At 34.7% G+C, this 18,486-nt stretch carries 13 protein-coding genes; 2 read left to right on the plus strand and 11 right to left on the minus strand.

All coding sequences use genetic code 11. The features are described 5' to 3' along the window. Positions 1-9: 9 nt before the first annotated feature. On the minus strand, positions 10-1,416 hold the full coding sequence (locus F9U64_RS13545; protein ID WP_153404537.1) for an ABC transporter substrate-binding protein: 1,407 nt from the start codon (positions 1,414-1,416) through the stop codon (positions 10-12). Between the two features lie 267 nt (positions 1,417-1,683). Here F9U64_RS13545 and F9U64_RS13550 point away from each other — a divergent pair, with 267 nt between their 5' ends. Then, positions 1,684-2,445 carry a helix-turn-helix domain-containing protein gene (locus F9U64_RS13550; RefSeq protein ID WP_153404540.1) on the plus strand — a complete coding sequence of 254 codons (762 nt, stop codon included), beginning with the start codon at positions 1,684-1,686 and terminating at the stop codon, positions 2,443-2,445. A gap of 189 nt (positions 2,446-2,634) precedes the next feature. On the opposite strand, the gene F9U64_RS13555 is transcribed toward F9U64_RS13550, so the two are convergent. The 4 genes from F9U64_RS13555 to F9U64_RS13565 all read right to left on the minus strand — a co-directional run bounded on the left by F9U64_RS13555 (position 2,635) and on the right by F9U64_RS13565 (position 8,291). Further along, positions 2,635-4,665 (minus strand): glycoside hydrolase family 43 protein, encoded by a 2,031-nt coding sequence (locus F9U64_RS13555; protein WP_228275721.1) that lies wholly within the window; start codon positions 4,663-4,665, stop codon positions 2,635-2,637. 324 nt (positions 4,666-4,989) lie between these two features. Next, complete coding sequence (locus F9U64_RS23060; protein WP_228275722.1) at positions 4,990-5,649, minus strand: hypothetical protein; 660 nt, start codon at positions 5,647-5,649, stop codon at positions 4,990-4,992. A gap of 7 nt (positions 5,650-5,656) precedes the next feature. After that, positions 5,657-6,619, minus strand: a complete 963-nt coding sequence (locus tag F9U64_RS23065; protein ID WP_228275723.1) for an SGNH/GDSL hydrolase family protein — start codon at positions 6,617-6,619, stop codon at positions 5,657-5,659. A 124-nt stretch (positions 6,620-6,743) separates the two neighbouring features. After that, positions 6,744-8,291: a glycoside hydrolase family 43 protein gene (locus F9U64_RS13565; protein WP_153404545.1), complete on the minus strand. Its 1,548-nt coding sequence runs from the start codon at positions 8,289-8,291 to the stop codon at positions 6,744-6,746. Positions 8,292-8,755: 464 nt separating this feature from the next. Between F9U64_RS13565 and F9U64_RS13570 the strand changes: the two genes are divergently transcribed. Next, on the plus strand, positions 8,756-9,895 hold the full coding sequence (locus tag F9U64_RS13570) for a family 8 glycosyl hydrolase (RefSeq protein ID WP_153404547.1): 1,140 nt from the start codon (positions 8,756-8,758) through the stop codon (positions 9,893-9,895). Between the two features lie 283 nt (positions 9,896-10,178). Here F9U64_RS13570 and F9U64_RS13575 read toward each other — a convergent pair whose 3' ends face one another. The 6 genes from F9U64_RS13575 to F9U64_RS13600 all read right to left on the minus strand — a co-directional run bounded on the left by F9U64_RS13575 (position 10,179) and on the right by F9U64_RS13600 (position 18,227). Further along, positions 10,179-11,069 carry a carbohydrate ABC transporter permease gene (locus F9U64_RS13575; protein WP_153404661.1) on the minus strand — a complete coding sequence of 297 codons (891 nt, stop codon included), beginning with the start codon at positions 11,067-11,069 and terminating at the stop codon, positions 10,179-10,181. A gap of 36 nt (positions 11,070-11,105) precedes the next feature. Beyond that, positions 11,106-12,074 carry an ABC transporter permease gene (locus tag F9U64_RS13580; protein WP_153404550.1) on the minus strand — a complete coding sequence of 323 codons (969 nt, stop codon included), beginning with the start codon at positions 12,072-12,074 and terminating at the stop codon, positions 11,106-11,108. A 163-nt stretch (positions 12,075-12,237) separates the two neighbouring features. After that, positions 12,238-13,932: an ABC transporter substrate-binding protein gene (locus F9U64_RS13585; RefSeq protein WP_153404552.1), complete on the minus strand. Its 1,695-nt coding sequence runs from the start codon at positions 13,930-13,932 to the stop codon at positions 12,238-12,240. A gap of 308 nt (positions 13,933-14,240) precedes the next feature. Beyond that, complete coding sequence (locus tag F9U64_RS13590; RefSeq protein ID WP_153404555.1) at positions 14,241-16,004, minus strand: sensor histidine kinase; 1,764 nt, start codon at positions 16,002-16,004, stop codon at positions 14,241-14,243. A gap of 6 nt (positions 16,005-16,010) precedes the next feature. Further along, on the minus strand, positions 16,011-17,564 hold the full coding sequence (locus tag F9U64_RS13595; protein WP_153404558.1) for a response regulator transcription factor: 1,554 nt from the start codon (positions 17,562-17,564) through the stop codon (positions 16,011-16,013). Positions 17,565-17,582: 18 nt separating this feature from the next. Then, positions 17,583-18,227 carry a YesL family protein gene (locus tag F9U64_RS13600; RefSeq protein ID WP_153404560.1) on the minus strand — a complete coding sequence of 215 codons (645 nt, stop codon included), beginning with the start codon at positions 18,225-18,227 and terminating at the stop codon, positions 17,583-17,585. Positions 18,228-18,486 lie beyond the last annotated feature (259 nt).

The raw sequence follows: 18,486 nt of genomic DNA on the forward strand, positions 1-18,486 counted from the left end.
CTATTTTGCTTAATCTCCCCAAACTTCATCAATGGCAGATTGGAATAGCGGTTTATATTTCTCAACAACTGTTGACACAGAGGTACCACTACCTATTTCTGCAACAAAATCATAGTACCCTAAATTAGGATAAGTATTGTAATCCAGTACTAATAAGTTCTCTGAAACCATACGAAGATTGTTTATATCTTCTTCATTTGTATAATTAGTTTCATAACTTGCTTGACCTGGATAATCATAAATGGATTCGATATCATTAATTTTTTCCCAGATGTACATCAATTGCTCCGGATTTTCTACTGACTTCGGAATAGTCAGCGCTTGTAATAAAGCTTCAGCTGAATAATACTCTGTAACACTCGGACCTTTAGGGAATGGTATGAATCCAATATCATAATCAGGCATATCTTCCCTGAATCCACCAATTTCGTGATCAGCGCCTGCATACATTAATGTATTACCTTGACGGAAAAATTGGCCAGGTTCCGTCCAATCTCCACCTTCAGTAGGTCTTGGTATCTGTTCCGTTACCAGCCGTGATTCAAATTCTAATGCTTCAATTGTTGCGGGATCATCAAGGTTTTGCTGATCTCCATTAACTAAATCTGTATTATTAGAATATAAAGCATGGATCATTAAGGATGAATTCGCCAAACCCCATATATTGAGTTTTCCATCATTATTTGTGTCTTTGTTTGCTTCCTTAGCTACTTCCAGAAAAGTCTCCCAATTCCAATTATCTTCCTCGACATATTCCTGAAGTGGTTTCATTCCTAATTGGTTCATTAGTGTACGATTATAAAAGATACCTTGAGCTAAATTTTTATGATCCTCTGTAAATCCGTATCCCCGTCCTTCATATGTGTAAAGATTGTTGGTCATATTTTGGTTAAAAACATTTGTATTTTTCGTATACTCATCGATTGGCCATAATAAATCTTGCTTGACCAATGCAGGTACTGTATATGTTTTACCAAGTCTTACAATATCACCTATTGGTTCACCAGCAATTAGAGAGGCAGTAACTTTCTCTTGATATTCGCCATAATCAATTGCCACATACTCTACCTGGAAATTATGTTTCTCCATTAGTGCCTCAAGATTTTCCTGCCGGAGTATATTATCTGGATTATCTTCTGGAATAGTCATATCCCACCAAGACACAATCTTTATTGTTTTTCCACCTAAATCAAAGTCCATTTCAGGCGTTTGATAGTAATCCACTTCAATTTCATCCTCAGCATTATCCTCTGTTCCATCCGTGTTATCTTCCGTATCGGTATTTTCAGTATTTTCCGCTACACTTTCTTCCTTACCCTCTTCATTGTAACCGCTTACATCATTGCCGTTGCATGCTGCAAGAATTAAAACTAAAAAACATAGAAATAACGATAATAACAATTTTTGTTTTCTCATGATCCTACTCCTCCTCTTTTTAATAAATAGGTACATTAAAAATGTAGCACTAGCCTATTCGACCAACAACCTGTTGTATACTAGTATTTATACCTGTCATATTCTAGTTATTTTATTGGAAATTTTAACCATATACATTATTTTTGCAAAGTTATAAATATCTGTGTGCAATATAAAGAATTGCACATTTTTTTTCATTTAAAGATTTCATATAATGAAAACGCATACATTATGTTTTATCAAATTTTCTATTAGGGGGGATAGTTAGTGTTTAAGGTATTACTTGTTGATCCTAATTGTCGTTCAGCTGAAACCATAAAAAAATTGTTTAATTGGAATGATTTGGGCTTTATTTTAGAAGACCATGCGGAAACCTCATCTAGAGCAGTAGACTTATTTAATATGGAGAATTATTCACTGGTAATAATCAATATAACTGAGTTAAAGGATAAAGGTATACAACTATGTGAGATTCTACGTAAAGGTAGTTTGATTCCAATCTTACTAATTGGCGGGCCGAAAGATTTTCTCATAATTAGAAAAGCTCTTAATCTTCAGGTAAATGATTATTTGCCTGCCCCTGTGCAATCAGATGAATTAAGAACTTGTTTACTTCTCATAAAGCAAAATCTTAAAAGATATAGTTTAATTAAGAACCCAGAGCAATTAAGTAATGCTGTATATATACAATCGGAAGACATTATTGGGCAAGTAAAGAAATACGTAGCCGAGTCATTAGATGAATCATTAAGTAAAAGAATCACGTTAAAAGAAATCTCTGTTATGTTAAATTATAATTGTTCTTATTTGGGACAGAAATTCAAGTATCAGGAGAAGATGACTTTTAATGATTATCTACTGAAACAACGAATGGAAAGAGCTAAGCACCTTCTCGAGAACACTAACATGAAGATTTATGAGGTTGCTAACGAGGTGGGATATGTAGAATTAGATTGGTTTTATAAGAAATTCAAATCCTATACCGGTGTCAATGCTAATAAATATAGAGAGCTAGCAACCTCTAAATAGAACTTATTTTCCCCTTAATAATATTGTAAAATGATATAGAAATGTTAGATAAAAAGTTATTATACAATGGTAAACTCGCAATTACTGATCATGACCAAAATAATTGCGAGTTTACTTATCTGGTTATCACAGCGATAAACGTCTGTAAAACTCCCCACTGACCATAAGTCTCACTTTATTAGTGATAATTTATTCTTGAAATAACCAATAATTCAATCTAAACAATTCTTGAGGGTTCTTTCCTCGATAGATAAAATATAAATCGTGGATACCTGTTACCTCAATCACTTCGGTACTGATTTCTTCCCACTGATTCCATCCACCTGTTGCTGGGACCTCTAGTGTACCTATTAATTTACCATCTGGTGTATCCAAATGAATGTCAATCACACCACCATCTGTCAAACTAGATACTGAAGCAATGAATTGGGTAGCACCCCGCTTGAAATCGACCTCTGAAACCGCATGCCAGTCTCCGTCATCTATGTTAGTTATTGCCAGGTCACTTGACATCGTATTTTCAAATCCATCATTTACAACAGTTTCCACTTGGATTCCAGCATTCCAAGCTATTGTTTCTGCCTCTATGCGGATGAATGGATTCAACATTTTGACAGGTTCTACTCCTTCCATATCTGCTTTTATTTCTTGTATAGAGCCGTCTTCATTAAAGAATACTTTATTGAGGTGTGTGGACCGGTAACCTTTTGGAATACCCATTTCTTTAGATAATGTTTGTGCATGATAAGCTATATACCAGTTCTCATGAAATTGAAAGATGGAATGATGATTGTTACCACCAACTCCAAAAAACTCACCAGGATTTTTCAAAATGGTACTTTGATATGTCCATGGTCCCATTGGATGATCACTAGTCATATAAGCGATCTCCCCGGCAGGCGGACTTCCTTCCGGCCGGTAACCACTGTAGAAATTGGAACAGTACGTATAGTAATATGTGTCCCCAACCTTATTAATTCCAGCATTTTCAAACATGAAAGGTGCAGGGATTGGATTTGCTTCACCTACAACACTTACCATATCATCCCCAAGTTTCATCACTCGTGCGGTGTTAGGCATTGCATCCTCTCCTTCAGGTACGCCTCCACCGAAGTAAATATAATCCTCTCCATCATCATCTACTAGTACAGCAGGATCAAATAACCATGTTACACCCTCTGCACCAGGATGGGACCTTGAAATAAGCGGTTCACCAATTGGATCAATCCACGGACCTGTGGGACTATCACTAGTTAATACTCCAATACCACTGGCATTATTGGCGAAATACAAAAAAAATTTATTTTCTCCGTTAATAACTTTGTGCGCCACAGCAGGCGCCCATGACTGGGTTGCCCATTTAGCTGCACCATTTTTCCCAGCTACGTTAATTACCCCATGATCTGTCCAGTTTATTAAATCTGCTGAAGAAACAATCGACAATTTGTTAATTGTTCCATAACTATTATCTATAACATTGCCATCCTGATCATATTCCAATACATCATTCGTATTATAAATATAAACCCGATCATTGAATACAAGTGCATAGGGGTCTGCACCGAATTTGTGAGAGACAATTGGATTTCCGTTTGGCGCACTCTTTCCAATAGAACTTGCAAGTGGATTACGAATTACTTTTGTTATTGCCCCATCCACTTTATATTTTTCCGTGTTTCCTTCAGTGTCAGTAATTTCAAAATCATCCACTTTAATTTCTTTACTCAATTCTGCTGTCAACTCCTTTTTCAGTCTGAATTTTATGGAAATCAATTCTTTGCTTCCATCATTATTTTTAAAATTAACTGGTGAATCATCATTATTGATTTTTAGTTCGATGCCTTCATCCGATTTTTCAAAAGATATATATTCTGCAGAGAGATTGTTGGTATTCGGAACTACATCAGTAACCTCCAAAATATCGGGAACTTGTATTCCAGATCGTATACTGTTTACTTCAGTATTTTGAGAGAACTCGTCAATGAGTAATTTCATTGTGTACGTTTTTTCAATAGAATGACTTAAAACAATAACCTCTTCTTCCAGATAGGCAGTTGATTGTGCTGGTATCTCGTTTACATCTCCGGCTCGTATCACTTCAGAATCACGAGCTTTTTTCTCAACTGTTCCCCTGTTTATTTGAATAATCATTAAGAGAACTACCGAGAAACAAATAATGAAAATGACAAAGTATAAGACCTGTTTTCTCTTGTTTTTCATTAACCCTCCCTCCTTTTGGAAAAAGTTTAGCATCACCTGCTCATAGGAACAACCTGTCAGAGACTATCTCTTGACCCTCTCAACTCTAGGAAATCCTCTTATTGATGAGGAGATTTTTATACTTTTCTACAATGGAAAGAAAAGATAATTCATCAGCATGTTTGTTTAAGTGTTCGCAAAAGATATGGTTGTAAACTATAAATTAAGACTTTGATCTGTAGGGCTTAACAGAAGGTGAGCACTGTGAGAAAATGCTTTTTAAAAAAACGAACACAAAGAAACCCAGTCAGGAAAAAGTTTCCGCTGAGCATTCATAAGATAAACTTAAACGGTATAACCAAATGCTAATATAGTAAAACACTTATCTTTATGAGAAGGAGTCATCCTTATTTCCACCTCGCGCTCTTTACATTCCTTTTCATTATAAAGAATCGCAGCATGGCAATGCGTCCATTTTATGAGGTGAGGATTAATAGTTTTCATAAATTGTCCATCGACAAAAATTTCTGCTTCCCCGAACTCTTTACTTGCAGAATCTTTGTAAATAAGGATAAGACTACTACTATTTATCCTTATTTTAAAGTGGTCTGTTACAGATGCAGCTGTATGCATCCAATTATAAGGGAACTGAGGCTTAGCTAATTCATCGTAATCCATTTCTGCCGTTTGCAAGTCGCTATCTGTTTCCGTAAATCCACCGACTTCTATTGTAACAGCAGCATTATTATTATCTTTTCTATCAAGCAACTGTATATCACGGAAATCATCCCCGATTACAGGTAATTTATCCAGTGAGATATCAGTTTCCACCTTCTTTTCTTTTTTTGTTTCAGAAAATAAGTTAGCAAGGCAATCTGCCATTATTTTGTGTCCATCATTGGTTGGATGATAAATATCAGAGAAAAATTGCCTCTTGGATATTACATTGCCATCCTCTTTTGTTAAACGAAACTGCTCTATTAAAGCGTCTTTGATACTTATCATAGGGAGATCATAATAAAATGCCTACAGGCGACAGTCTCTCCTGTAAATTCCAGTCATTAACAAACACACTGAACAATAGAACTACAGCTGGCTTATTTTTATTTGAAAGTATCTTTAAGCACAAACTCTCATAACAGATTCCTTTTGTTTCATCATCTGCATCATTTACTCCAAATTCTACAATAACAATGTCAGGCTCTACATTTCCATTTCTTAAAACATCCCGTTCATACCGGATCACTCCAAGTTCTGAAGGGGTTCCACCTAATCCAGCCTTAATAAAATGGACATTCTCTCCTCCATTAATTCCGAACATTTCTTTAATTTTTAAATAGGATTTATGGGCATAACAATTTGTATGTATTGGCATCGCTCCCGCACCCTGGGTTATGGAACCTCCTATATAGGCAATCGTAATATCCTCTCCGTTTTCAGCTTTTTCAATTGCTGTTTTTAATCTATAATTATTTCCTTTGCTTAATAAAGACTTTCTAATCATTGCTTTGTATCTCTCTGAACGGTAATCAACTGGTTCTGTCGATACTTCCGGAACATGGTAACCTTTGTTCAGGTAGCATTTCATACTCACTCTTGCTTTATCTGATAGTTGATTAAATTCCAAAGTTATTTTTCCAAATGTCTTATCGTTTTTTGACACCTGGTAATCATCCAGTTTCAGTAAGATCTCCGTACCATTTGCGGGACATGGAATCTTATGTAATGTTTCAGTATTATAATCCTTCTGTTTGTCTCCACTTTGCAATACAATAATTACGTCCTGGTTATTTTTCCTATCTCCATTTACCGTAAAACCAATACTGTGAACTAATGTATGAAATCCCTCCTCCCTTTCGAGTAAATGTAATATTTCTTCATCGGTAACACAACCTGTAAGTCTAGCTCTGTTAATAAGTTGTTCCCCTTGTAAATTTATTTCGTGGGAAGCCTTTACCTCCTCTTCATACATCATATAAAAGTAACTTCTATTCTTAAAATTATTAACCATATTTAATTATCGCTCCTTGTATGATTATTAAAAAGAAAGCCCCAATTTTAATAACTTGGGACTTCCAAAAGAATGATATTAATTCTATTCATAAACCTCTATACTCAAACCAATCATAATGAACTTTATTATCAGAAGGGGCATTTTTTGAGCTGCCGTATAAACCAATTACTGCCCCTACAAATCCTCCTGCAATGTCTGTACTTAGAATCCTCCCATCAACGTCTTTTAGAAGTGGCTGATAGTTTGATGGACTCATCCCATAATAAAAGCTGTAATCTTGCCCTAATGCTTCCACCTTTAAATAAATTCTGGAAGCATCAATCGGCAGCTCATTCAATACTTCCTCCATTCCACCAACACATTTTACTAACTTGATTACTTTTTTGTCTCCTGCTTTTGTATAAACAAATCTAAAATGGTACTCATTGCTCTGCAGTAATACCATCCCAGCTACTTCGTTATCAGATTTTGGAGTAAACTCCATTGCAGTAGACGCTGCAAAGTTAATATGCTGTTGTCTTCTTCCAATAAAACTTGGGTTATCCAGTTCCGTTATCTCCTGCGGTTTAAGCTTTAAGCTTAAGTAACCTTTGCGGTCATTTAGACTGTAAAACTCCTCTTTTGGTGTACGAAGCATAGTCCATTTTAAATCAAGTTGTTCATCTTCAAAATGCTCACATGCATCCTGGAACTTCGGATGCGTTTCTGGTAGATCAGGCATTCGATAACTCATCTCTAACTTTCCTGTCCCAGGGCTAAATACTGGCCATTCATCTTCCCATTTTACTGGTAATAAAAATGTTTCTCTTCCCAGGTTTCGATAATAGCCACCATAGATTCGGGATGCAAGCCCTACTGCCCACCATTCCCCATTTTGTGTTTCTACTAAATCACAATGACCAACATTCACAATGGGATAGCTTCTGCCAAGATGTCTATGGGTAAGTATAGGATTACCTGGATTACCAACATATGGGCCAGTTATATTCTCACTTCTTGCTATCGAGCAAGCATGGTGATGACCTGTTCCAGCTTCGGAGATTAATAGATAATAATACCCGTTTATTTTATATAGATGTGGTCCCTCTGGCCAAATTACATCCCTTAATGCTCCACGCCATAATCCAACCGGCTCTCCGATTAACTGTTTTGTCTCTAAATCAAGTTCTTGCAGCCATACCTCCCAGTTACCACTATACTTCTCCCCTTCAGGAGCTGGTCTCGTACCATGATAGTAGACCTTCCCATCATCATCAAAAAACAAAGAAGGATCAATTCCTGGTGCATTTAAGTAATAAGGATCCGACCATGGACCAGCAGGATCTGTAGCAGTAACAAAAAAATTGCCGCCTTCTCCTACATTTGTAGTGATCATATAGAAAATCCCATTGTGATACCGAATGGTTGGTGCAAAAATACCTTGTGATTGTCTTTGGCCATCTAACGGAAGTTGTGAGGGTCTACTCAATACATGCCCTATCTGCTCCCAATTCACTAAATCTTTACTATGAAATATAGGTACACCTGGATAATATGCAAAAGATGATGTTACTAAATAATAATCTTCCTTCACACGGCATATCGAGGGATCAGGATAAAAACCTGGTAAAATCGGATTATGAAACGCTTTCATTTTTTTTAACTCCTTTATTTAAAGTCATAAAATATACAACTTCTAATTTCAACATAATTCTGTAGTAAAATCCTATTACACCTTTTAGCAGGCATGTCACTCATACTGCAAAAAATTATTCCGTAAAACACTTCCTCCCTTCAGTGCATACTTGAATTTGTTCTAACTAATAACTCTTAAGATTAATCAGGAAAGTAATTATGTTGAGAAAAACCACTTTGTTTATCCGTTGCACTTATTGTAATTTGCGTCTGCATTTTTGTCAACATACTAGAATGGTAGGAGTGTTAATAAGCTTCTTTTACAAATAAATATTTAGAAGACTTCAATAATCCTTTTCTTTAATAGTATTTTATGAAAGTTCTATATTTTATTAAGTAAATAATATACTTAGTTTGTATAATGAACTTACAAAGATGTTATAATTTAAAGATAAAAATAACTTTAGAAGGGAAAATTGAGCAATGAAAAAAATTGGAGCCTATTATTCCAATCAGTATCTTAATACATTAAATGAATACGGTTACAGCAATGAGGAGATTGAGAGGAGAAAACAAGAAACTTGGAATAAACTGTTTACTGCAAATTATCCTGAGACACAAATTTTTTTCCAAATGGATAATAACATGGGCTATATGCTTGATACGGGAAATAATGATGTTAGAACGGAAGGAATGTCCTATGGGATGATGATGGCAGTACAAATGGATGAAAAAGACATTTTCGATCAATTGTGGCTATGGGCCAAAACCTATATGTATTTGGAAGAAGGAGAAAATGCAGGATACTTCGCATGGTCATGCTCACCAGATGGCGCGAAAAATTCCTACGGACCTGCACCTGATGGGGAAGAATATTTTGCACTAGCTTTATTTTTCGCTTCTCACCGTTGGGGGAATGGTGCTGTACCGTTTAACTACAGTGAGCAGGCAAAAGATTTACTGCATTACTGTATTCACAAAGGCGAAAATAATGATGGATATCCGATGTGGAATCGTGAAAATAAACTAATTAAGTTTGTCCCAAACGTAGAATTTTCTGATCCATCTTACCACTTACCTCATTTTTATGAGTTGTTTTCATTATGGGCAAATGAGATAGATCGTCCTTTTTGGAAAGAGGCAGCTCAAGAAAGCAGAAAATATATAGCGAAGTCTGCTCACCCAGTCACTGGTCTTTCTCCTGAATATGCTTTTTATAATGGAAGTCCTAATCATATTCGCGGCTTTGGTCATTTTTATAGTGACTCTTATCGTGTAGCATGTAATATTGCTCTGGACTATGAATGGTTCAGAGATAACGCTTGTCCAACCGTTGTTAATGAAAAAATCCAAAACTTCTTTGTTGATAAAGACCCTGGAGATTACAGAAGATATCGTATAGATGGTGAACCATTTGAAGAAAAAGCATTACACCCTGTCGGATTAATTGCAACGAATGCCATGGCTTCCCTAGCCACTTCTGGAGAAAATGCGAGAAAAAGTATGGAGTTATTTTGGAATACACCACTTAGAACTGGCAAAAGAAGATACTATGATAATTGCTTGTACTTTTTTAGCCTGCTTGCTTTAAGTGGTAATTTCAAAATATATAAACCTAATTAACAATACTTATCCGGATGCTTAGCGTCTATGATAAAATAGAAATCGCCTTGTCTGATTTCCAAAACATTGATAAGGCGATGGTTAATGCCATTTTCAGTCCGATTTTTATAAAAGTTGCAATAATAGTAACATAATAAAATTCTCATGAACTTTCCATACCTGGATTGTTCATGAGAATTTTAATTTTTAACGTATGTTCTATAAATCTAAGATACTAATCGGAAAATAACTCAATTCCTCACTGGACAAGTCAAATAGTTTATTTGTCAAGCTTTGTAGAGCATCACTTTACTGCTCCAAGGGTCATACCTTTCACGAAGTATTTTTGTAAAAATGGATAAACCATAATAATTGGGACACTCGCTACAATAGTCATAGTTGCCTGAATTGATTTCGGTGTTACCATATTACTATCTCCACTGGCGGAATTTGCAAATGCCGAAGCCATGTCCCCACTTGATGTGGTACTTGAGTTTTGTAATATCTTCATTAACTCATATTGTAATGTAGTCAAATTGGGATTACTAGAGTTGTATAAGAAAACATCAAACCATTGATTCCATTGGTATACAGCTACGAATAAAGCTACCGTTGCTAAAACAGGCAATGATAATGGCAATACAATTTTGAAGAAAATTCGAAAATCTCCGGCTCCGTCAATTCTCGCTGATTCAAAGATACTATTGGGCAGTCCTTCAATAAAAGAACGCATAATTATCAAATTAAATGCACTAATTAATGTGGGCAAAATATATACCCAGAAAGAACCAATTAAATGCAAATCTCTCATTAATAGAAATGTCGGAATAAGACCTCCGTTAAAGTACATTGTCATAATAAAAATGATAGTTACAGATTTCTTAAATATAAATTTCGGCTGAGCAATGGCATATGCTACCATTGCAGTACACAATAGACCCACACCAGCACCAATAACAGTTCTTAATACTGATGTTAATATCGCTTGCCAGATTGCTGCTTTTTCAAAGACATGTTCATAATTATTCCATGTAAATTCACGCGGCCATAAGTATATTCCACCTTTAACTGAATCTGTTGCATCATTTAAAGATATAGCAATTTGATTTAAAAAAGGATATAGCATAAAAACACATAAGATAACCATAAACACTATATTTACAGTATCAAAAATTTTATCTTCTTTCGTTCGCATAAAACTCCTTTTATTCTTTGCCAATGTGAGCACCTCCTAGTATAATCCGCCTTGGCCGAGTTTCTTTGATAATGAATTGGCTGCAAATAAGAACACGATACTAATCACTGTTTTAAACATACCTGCAGCAGTAGCTAGTGAGAAATTAAACATAGAAATCCCATATTTAATAACAAAAACATCAATGTTCTCAGAATACTCAACGTTTTGCCCATTACCTAGCAAGTACTGGGGCTCGAAGCCAGCTTCTAAAATATAGCCGATATTCATTATTAACAAAACAACAATAACTGATTTCATACCTGGTATAGTTATATGGATAATGCGCTGAATTCTTGAAGCTCCGTCTATTTTTGCTGCTTCATATTGTTCCTGATCAATCATTGAAATAGCTGCTAAGTAAATAATCGCGTTCCAGCCAACGTTTTTCCAGACTTCTGATGCCCCTAAGATTCCCCAAAAATATTCTCCCACACCTAACCAAAGAATCTCCTTGTCGATTAAACCTAATCCCATTAAAATATCGTTTACAATACCGTCAATAGATAATACAGAAGAGACAAGTGCTGCGGCTACTACCCACGATAAAAAGTGTGGTAAATAGCTAATGGTTTGTACGGTACGTTTAAACTTCATATTAGAAAGCTCATTAATTAAAACAGCTAATGTAATAGCAGTAATAAATCCTAACACAAGATTAATTAGACTTTGGGCCAGCGTATTGCGTAATACCCCTAAAAATCGCTCATCTGTAAATAAGAATAAGAAATGTTTAAAACCAACCCATTCCTGTTCCGAGAAACTAATTGCTGGCTTATAGTCTTGAAAAGCCATTGTCCATCCCCATACAGGTAAATATTTAAATACGAATACCCATATTACAAATGGAACTGTCATCCATAATAACGCTTGCTGCTCTTTACATTTTCTAAAGAAAACTTTCATTGCTTTTTCTTGCTTCTCTTTATTTAAAGTACTTGATACGCTATTTGACTCTGAGGCCATGTGTACTCCCCCTTCTTTTCCATTGGTTTTTACCTTCGGACCATTAGGCAACATCTGTGCCTAATGGTCCGAGAGTAAGAAAATTGCCGATTATATGGGAAAGGGAAGGAAGTGAAACACACTCCTTCCACCTTCCTGTTTTTGTTATTTTACTATCATCCATTTATTGTGCTTGTTCGTGGATTTCTACTTTTCTCTTAACGGATTCCGTGATGACGTTTTCATATTCTTCGTAAGGTAAAGTTTCAAAACTTGATTTAAAATCATTCCATTGGGATTCAAATTCACTTGGACTTGCGAAAATAATCTCTGGAAATTTGCGTTTCATTAAATCGTCCAGTTGCTGTTCATACAGTTGAGCTGGTGATCCTGTTTCAATTGGTGTATCCCACGCTGGATACCATGGACGTTCTTCAGGTTCAGCAAATAATTCAGTGAATGTTTCAATTTCATATGCTTCTAAAAACTCTTTATCTCCATCGTCATACATTAAGGAAGCAACCTCTGGCTGTTTCGGTGGTTCTACAGCATTACCATCCTCATATAATCCATTCATTCTAGGCCATCCCCATTCAAAATAACTAAATCCGAATGAGTCACGAAATTCGGTATTTGATGTCGTGTCGATTTGTTCCTCCGTCCGGTAATAGCGGCCATCATCATCTATCTCGTAAGTTTCGCCTTCCTTACCCCATGTGATTAATTTCTGAGATTCTTCTTTTGCAATATGATCTAAAAATTTTATAATACGTATTTGATCTTCTTCCGAAGCAGCTGTTGTAATACCTAACCCAGGAGAAGCTGCAAAACCTACAGGATCTAAATATTGATCTGTAATTTCTTCATCAAATACAATTGGAAATCCCATATAATCGTTATATGGATCCTCATCTTCAGATAAAGTATCGAGAGCTTGACCTACTTGCCAACGATAATCAAAGAAACCTACTACACGACCTGATGTAATTTTTGCTAAATACTCATCAAAATTCTGCGTAAATGATTCTTGATCAAACAACCCTTTATCATTAATATCATTCAATTTCTTTAACCAACGCTCCGTCTCTGGGTTGTCAGGATAAGCATCAGCTTCTAATGTTTCCATGTCAATCATAATCCCACCATCATTAGGGAACCCAGCTAAATGATTCGGTTGGTTTGATAATGCAAAGAAGCGCCAGTCATGAGTTAAAGCGGTGAATCCAATTGTATTTGCTCCATCAATTTGCGGATTTTCTGCGACATATTCTTCAATTATTCCAAAATATTCATCTAATGTTTTTGGTTGTGGATAACCCAATTCTTTTAAGACATCACGCTTAATCCACCAGGCACCTTGCTCAAGATTTGCTGGCTTCACATATCCATGGGAAGCACCCGAAGGAATGATATAAATATTACCATCATCACGTTTCATATATTCTAAGTATGGTCCATACATCTTTTTTATATTTGGGGCATGCTCTTCAATTAAATCATTCAATGCTACAAATCCACCAGCATCAATAACTGCGTCTGTGGATTGTTCTGCATTCAGAAGTTCGGGATACTCCCCGCTTGCGATCATTGTACCAATTTTCTGATTAACATCTCCCACTATATGTTCGATATCGAAATTTACTCCAGTTTCTTCTTCAAACATTTTTCCTATAGTCGTTTCTGATGTGTTAATGTCCTCCCCCGGGCCGGATGCATCAAAGAAATTATAAGTAAATACTTCACCACTTTCTTCTTCACCGTCATCTGAATCGCTTCCCTCTTCATTTGACAAAGTATCTTCACTGTCATCACTACATGCAGTTACTACAAATAACAATGCAACGAATAAACTTAGTAACCAAATGAACTGCTTTCTCATAGTATCTAACTCCCCTTTCTAATTTGTAAAATCGTTACAGCATTTCTGTAAGCTCTTTCATTCTAACTTGAATCTTAAGGAAATGTTACCCACTAAAGTTTAGTTAAAACTTGTAAGAATTTAGCTTTTACCCTTTCTTATGTAAGCGATTTCAATTAATTGAAACATAACGATGAGTTAGTTAAGATTTATCTATACTTTTCAATGTATTGCTATATTTTTCAAAGAAAAAACAACCATTTTAGAGGGAAATTTAAACCCGAATGACTAATCATTCGGGCTTTTGCAATCTTTCTGCAGGAATGGTTTTACTGAGGTCCTGGATTCATCTTGTCGTTATTTTCTGGTATCATTAAAATAATTGTCGTACCGTCAGTGGCATTTGAATTAATCTTTAACTGATAATCCTGACCATAATACATTTTCAAACGTTGTGAGACATTTCGCATACCGATATTTTTTCCATTTACTCCTTCGCCTTCTAAAAAATTTATTATTTGTTTATACTTCTCATCTCTTATTCCCACACCATTATCCTTTACAATACACTTGATCATATTCTCATACTTTTGAATAGTTATATTAATTTTCCCTTTTCCTTTTAGTGGCTCTATCCCATGAATGCTGGCATTCTCTATAAATGGAATAATGATCATTTTAGGGATATAAATTTGTTCCACTCCATCATCTACATTTATTTCATACTCCATTTTATTATCAAAGCGGTATTTTTGTATTTCCAGAAATGCATAGATGAGCTGTAATTCCTTGCCTATAGTTACCCAGTCATCTTCCCAAGTAATCGATGTTCTTAAGAGTTGTGCTAAATATTTAATAATATCAGCTGTTTCCATTTCACTTTTTAACACACTCCGCATCCTGATAGTTTCAAGCACATTAAATAGAAAGTGTGGATTTATTTGGCTTTGTAATGCCTTCAACTGCGCATCTTTCTTTTCTAGTTCTAATTCTTGTTTTTGAATACGGACAATATACACGTCATTGATTAAATCTTTAATTTTTCGAGTCATACGATTAAATTCAGAGGCTAAAACCCCAATTTCATCCTTGTACATTTTGCCTTCAATTATGTCGAATTGCTGCTCTTTCACTTTTCGCATCTGTTTAACAATTGTATTCAGACGAAAGTGAATATTCCCGGCAATATATAGAATAAACAAGGTAGGAATCACAAAATTCCATGAAGCTAAATAAACGATAGAGTACATAGAATTTTGCACCTCTGTTATTAAGTTCTCACTTGGGATAATACCAACCAATCTCCAATTATTCAGAAACTGCAACTGGTATTTTTCCTCCATTATCACACTATCTTCACTTATATTTAAAGAATCAAAACTTATTAACTTATTATCTGAGTCTACAGATTGATCTGTTGAATATTGAACTATGTCACGATCATCTACTAAATATACTTGGCCTTCAAATGTAACATTTGTAAAAGCCTGTTTAATAAAACGCTCGTTTAAATTAATCATCATAATTTTTTCATATGACGCTGAATGATTGCTATCTAATTCTCGTACAATAACAAATTGGTCCAATACACCAGTTTCTGAAACATTTCGAGTTAGGACAGGATAACTCATTCTAGTATTACCAGTTGATTGATACCAGTAACTTTTACGCATGTCTTGATTTATTAAGTAAATACCACCAGCCGAGATAACGGTTGGATTGTCTGTATATAAATGTATAGAATCAACCGAGGAATAAATAGGGGTATATTTGTTAATATCTCTAAAATTATTATTATAAGCGGCAATAAATTCAACAGGTGTTTCATATGTCTTATTTAGCAATCGATAAATATATGCATCTGAATATAATACAGAAGCAATACCAGCAGCATCTTCTACGCCTTGTCTGAAGCCAGTAGCTATTTGTTCTAAAGCTAATTCATAATCTTCAAGTTTTTGATCTCTCACATTTTCTGTTGTAACAATGTAAAATATAATATTAGTTAATATAATCGGTAAAAATACGGAGAACATGTAGATCAAAAGTAACTTATTGCGTATTCGAATATCATTAAAATGTATTTTTTTCATAACATTCTATCCGTATTGATCTATCAAGTGTTTACGATATTGTGAAGGTGTTTTTCCTGCTGCCTTTTCAAATTGAGTAACGAAGTAATCCGGATTATTAAAACCAACTTTTTGAGCAACTTCATAAACCTTCATATCAGTTTTACGCAATAACTTTTTCGCTTCAATAATTCTTACATTCAAGATATAATCTTTGAAATAAATTCCATATGTTTTTTTAAAAAGCTGCCCCATATAAACAGGGTTTATATAAAATTCGTTAGCTATTGATTTCATGGTAATCGGTTGATCATAATTTTTGTGAATGTATCTTTTTATATGATGAATTGTTCCTTTCATTCGATTGTTATTAAGTTCATTTAATAACTCTGAGCATTCAGATAAGAAGCTGTACCAAAGTTGATCCAGTTGATTTAAGGTCAATGGATATTGATCCCATATAACCATCCTCTTAAAATGAGAAATATCCGGATCATATCTGTCAGCATCCTTTATCTGTTTAAGTACTTCATGATTCATCCTGTTAACAATTGTTCGGACTGCGTCTTTTGCTAACTGCTTACTAACTGCCAGCTCCAACATTAAATGGACTTGTTTTCTTATTAACTCCTTATTGTTTTCCTCCATATATTCTATCATTTGATCATAATGAGAATGTTCGATGTCAATATAGTATACTTCTTTGTTCTCAACAGAATTACTAGATATTAGTGTTTTATCACCCAAAATATATTTATATTGAATTCGGTCCCGAGCTGCATGATAGGATTGTCTCAATGCCATTACATCACTAACCGTATCACCTGCATAAACAATAACAGGTAAAGACAGACACTTACTAATTTGACTTTCAATTTTATGTAGAAATATATACAATGTCAGTTGATTCAGCTCTAAAAATTGGTCCGTTACTACGATACAGTAATAGCCGATTCCATCCTCATAAAATGCAATAGTCTCTACCCCTTTATACTGATTTAATATCTTCTCTATTCTTGGTCCAAGTTGAGGATAGTCTAATTCCATTCCATTTACTTCAATTTTAGCAAAAGTAAATTGCTTAGAGTTTAAGATAGGATGTGGAGTTCTCGCTGATATTGATTGATTTATTTCTTCAGATAGATACTTCTTTATCACAGAAGCAGAAGATTGATTCTTCGTGTAATCAACCATCTCATTTTTTTGTATTATTTTTGCAGACACACACTGTAAAGTCTTGTGAATTTCCTCTTGGTCAACGGGTTTCAACAGAAAATCCTGTACACCAAAACGTAAAGCACTTTGCGCGTATTTAAAATCATTGTATCCACTTATTAATATAAAGGATGGTGGGTGATCTGCTTCATCAATAACTCGTTCAATTAGCGTTAATCCATCGAGAACTGGCATTCGAATATCAGTAATCACGAGATCTGGTCGCAGTTGATGAATAAGATCAAGGGCGTCCTCTCCATTATCCGCTTCCCCACATACTTCAAACCCATAATTCTTCCAATCAATTAACGTTTGGATTCCTTTCCTCACAAATACATCATCATCTACTAAAAAGACTTTAAGCATGATTATGATCTCCTTTCGTCATTGATTGCTTATTTTTTTATTTAGATATTGCTGCTTGCTCTCAAATTGTTCAAATGCGATAAGAGCTAATCTAGTAGTTAAGAAAGCGATTACACTTATGCTTATAACAGGAATTAAGCCAGGTATCCATCTCCATAAATATTGTAATCCAATAATTAAAACAATTATCATAATTGTCATAAAGGGACTAAATATACCTAGAATCGTTGCATGTTTAATTGTTTTAATAAAACTCGTCTTAAAGTGTGCGTAAACGGGAAATACATATAGAAATGAAACAATATACATAATCAAAAACACAAAGAAAAATACAACAAATAAAACCCTAAGACTACTCTGTAAATCAACGATCCAGTAAAAATCAATATATAATATATATCCAATTAATAGGTAAATAAGTCCGAAACTATTTGCAATAAAAAAATGTTGTTTCCAGGCACTAAAAAATACTTTTGTAAATTTTACCTGGTCTCCTTGCATACGCCATTCGCGAATCGTTATAACTAAGGCCAGTATTGCTGGAAATAATCCAAAAATTCCAATTCCCAATAGCACACCTGCCATCCACAAAATATTTAAATACATCATCCACATAACCCATTCTAAGAATTGATAAAGACGATTACTATTCGCATGTTTCATAATTTCACCTCCAACTCAACCTATTTATAATTAGCTTATGACTTTTTATCTATCACTATTCCGAACAAGAGTGTGTCAAAAAAGCAGATGTATGCATATAGTTAAATCCCCGAAATGAAACCGCTTTAATTTTAACTAAGCAACTTTGTTCATCCGATATACATACTTATTATAATATAGATAAATTCATTTGGAAAGTACAATTATTATATTTGGCTGCTCCTACCAAAGCAGAGTTGTTGTAAATAGTAAAAGAGGA

The organism is Gracilibacillus oryzae (genome assembly GCF_009498735.1).
GTDB classification, from domain to species: Bacteria; Bacillota; Bacilli; order Bacillales; family Amphibacillaceae; genus Gracilibacillus; species Gracilibacillus oryzae.

Excerpts from the sequence above, each read along its gene's own strand:
- F9U64_RS13575 (WP_153404661.1), bottom strand. The coding sequence starts at position 11,069 with ATGCGAACGAAAGAAGATAAAATTTTTGATACTGTAAATATAGTGTTT.
- F9U64_RS13585 (WP_153404552.1), bottom strand. The coding sequence starts at position 13,932 with ATGAGAAAGCAGTTCATTTGGTTACTAAGTTTATTCGTTGCATTGTTA.
- F9U64_RS13600 (WP_153404560.1), bottom strand. The coding sequence starts at position 18,227 with ATGAAACATGCGAATAGTAATCGTCTTTATCAATTCTTAGAATGGGTT.
- F9U64_RS13590 (WP_153404555.1), bottom strand. The coding sequence starts at position 16,004 with ATGAAAAAAATACATTTTAATGATATTCGAATACGCAATAAGTTACTT.
- F9U64_RS13580 (WP_153404550.1), bottom strand. The coding sequence starts at position 12,074 with ATGGCCTCAGAGTCAAATAGCGTATCAAGTACTTTAAATAAAGAGAAG.
- F9U64_RS13570 (WP_153404547.1), top strand. The coding sequence starts at position 8,756 with ATGAAAAAAATTGGAGCCTATTATTCCAATCAGTATCTTAATACATTA.
- F9U64_RS23060 (WP_228275722.1), bottom strand. The coding sequence starts at position 5,649 with ATGATAAGTATCAAAGACGCTTTAATAGAGCAGTTTCGTTTAACAAAA.
- F9U64_RS13545 (WP_153404537.1), bottom strand. The coding sequence starts at position 1,416 with ATGAGAAAACAAAAATTGTTATTATCGTTATTTCTATGTTTTTTAGTT.
- F9U64_RS13565 (WP_153404545.1), bottom strand. The coding sequence starts at position 8,291 with ATGAAAGCGTTTCATAATCCGATTTTACCAGGTTTTTATCCTGATCCC.
- F9U64_RS23065 (WP_228275723.1), bottom strand. The coding sequence starts at position 6,619 with ATGATGTATGAAGAGGAGGTAAAGGCTTCCCACGAAATAAATTTACAA.
- F9U64_RS13555 (WP_228275721.1), bottom strand. The coding sequence starts at position 4,665 with ATGAAAAACAAGAGAAAACAGGTCTTATACTTTGTCATTTTCATTATT.
- F9U64_RS13595 (WP_153404558.1), bottom strand. The coding sequence starts at position 17,564 with ATGCTTAAAGTCTTTTTAGTAGATGATGATGTATTTGTGAGGAAAGGA.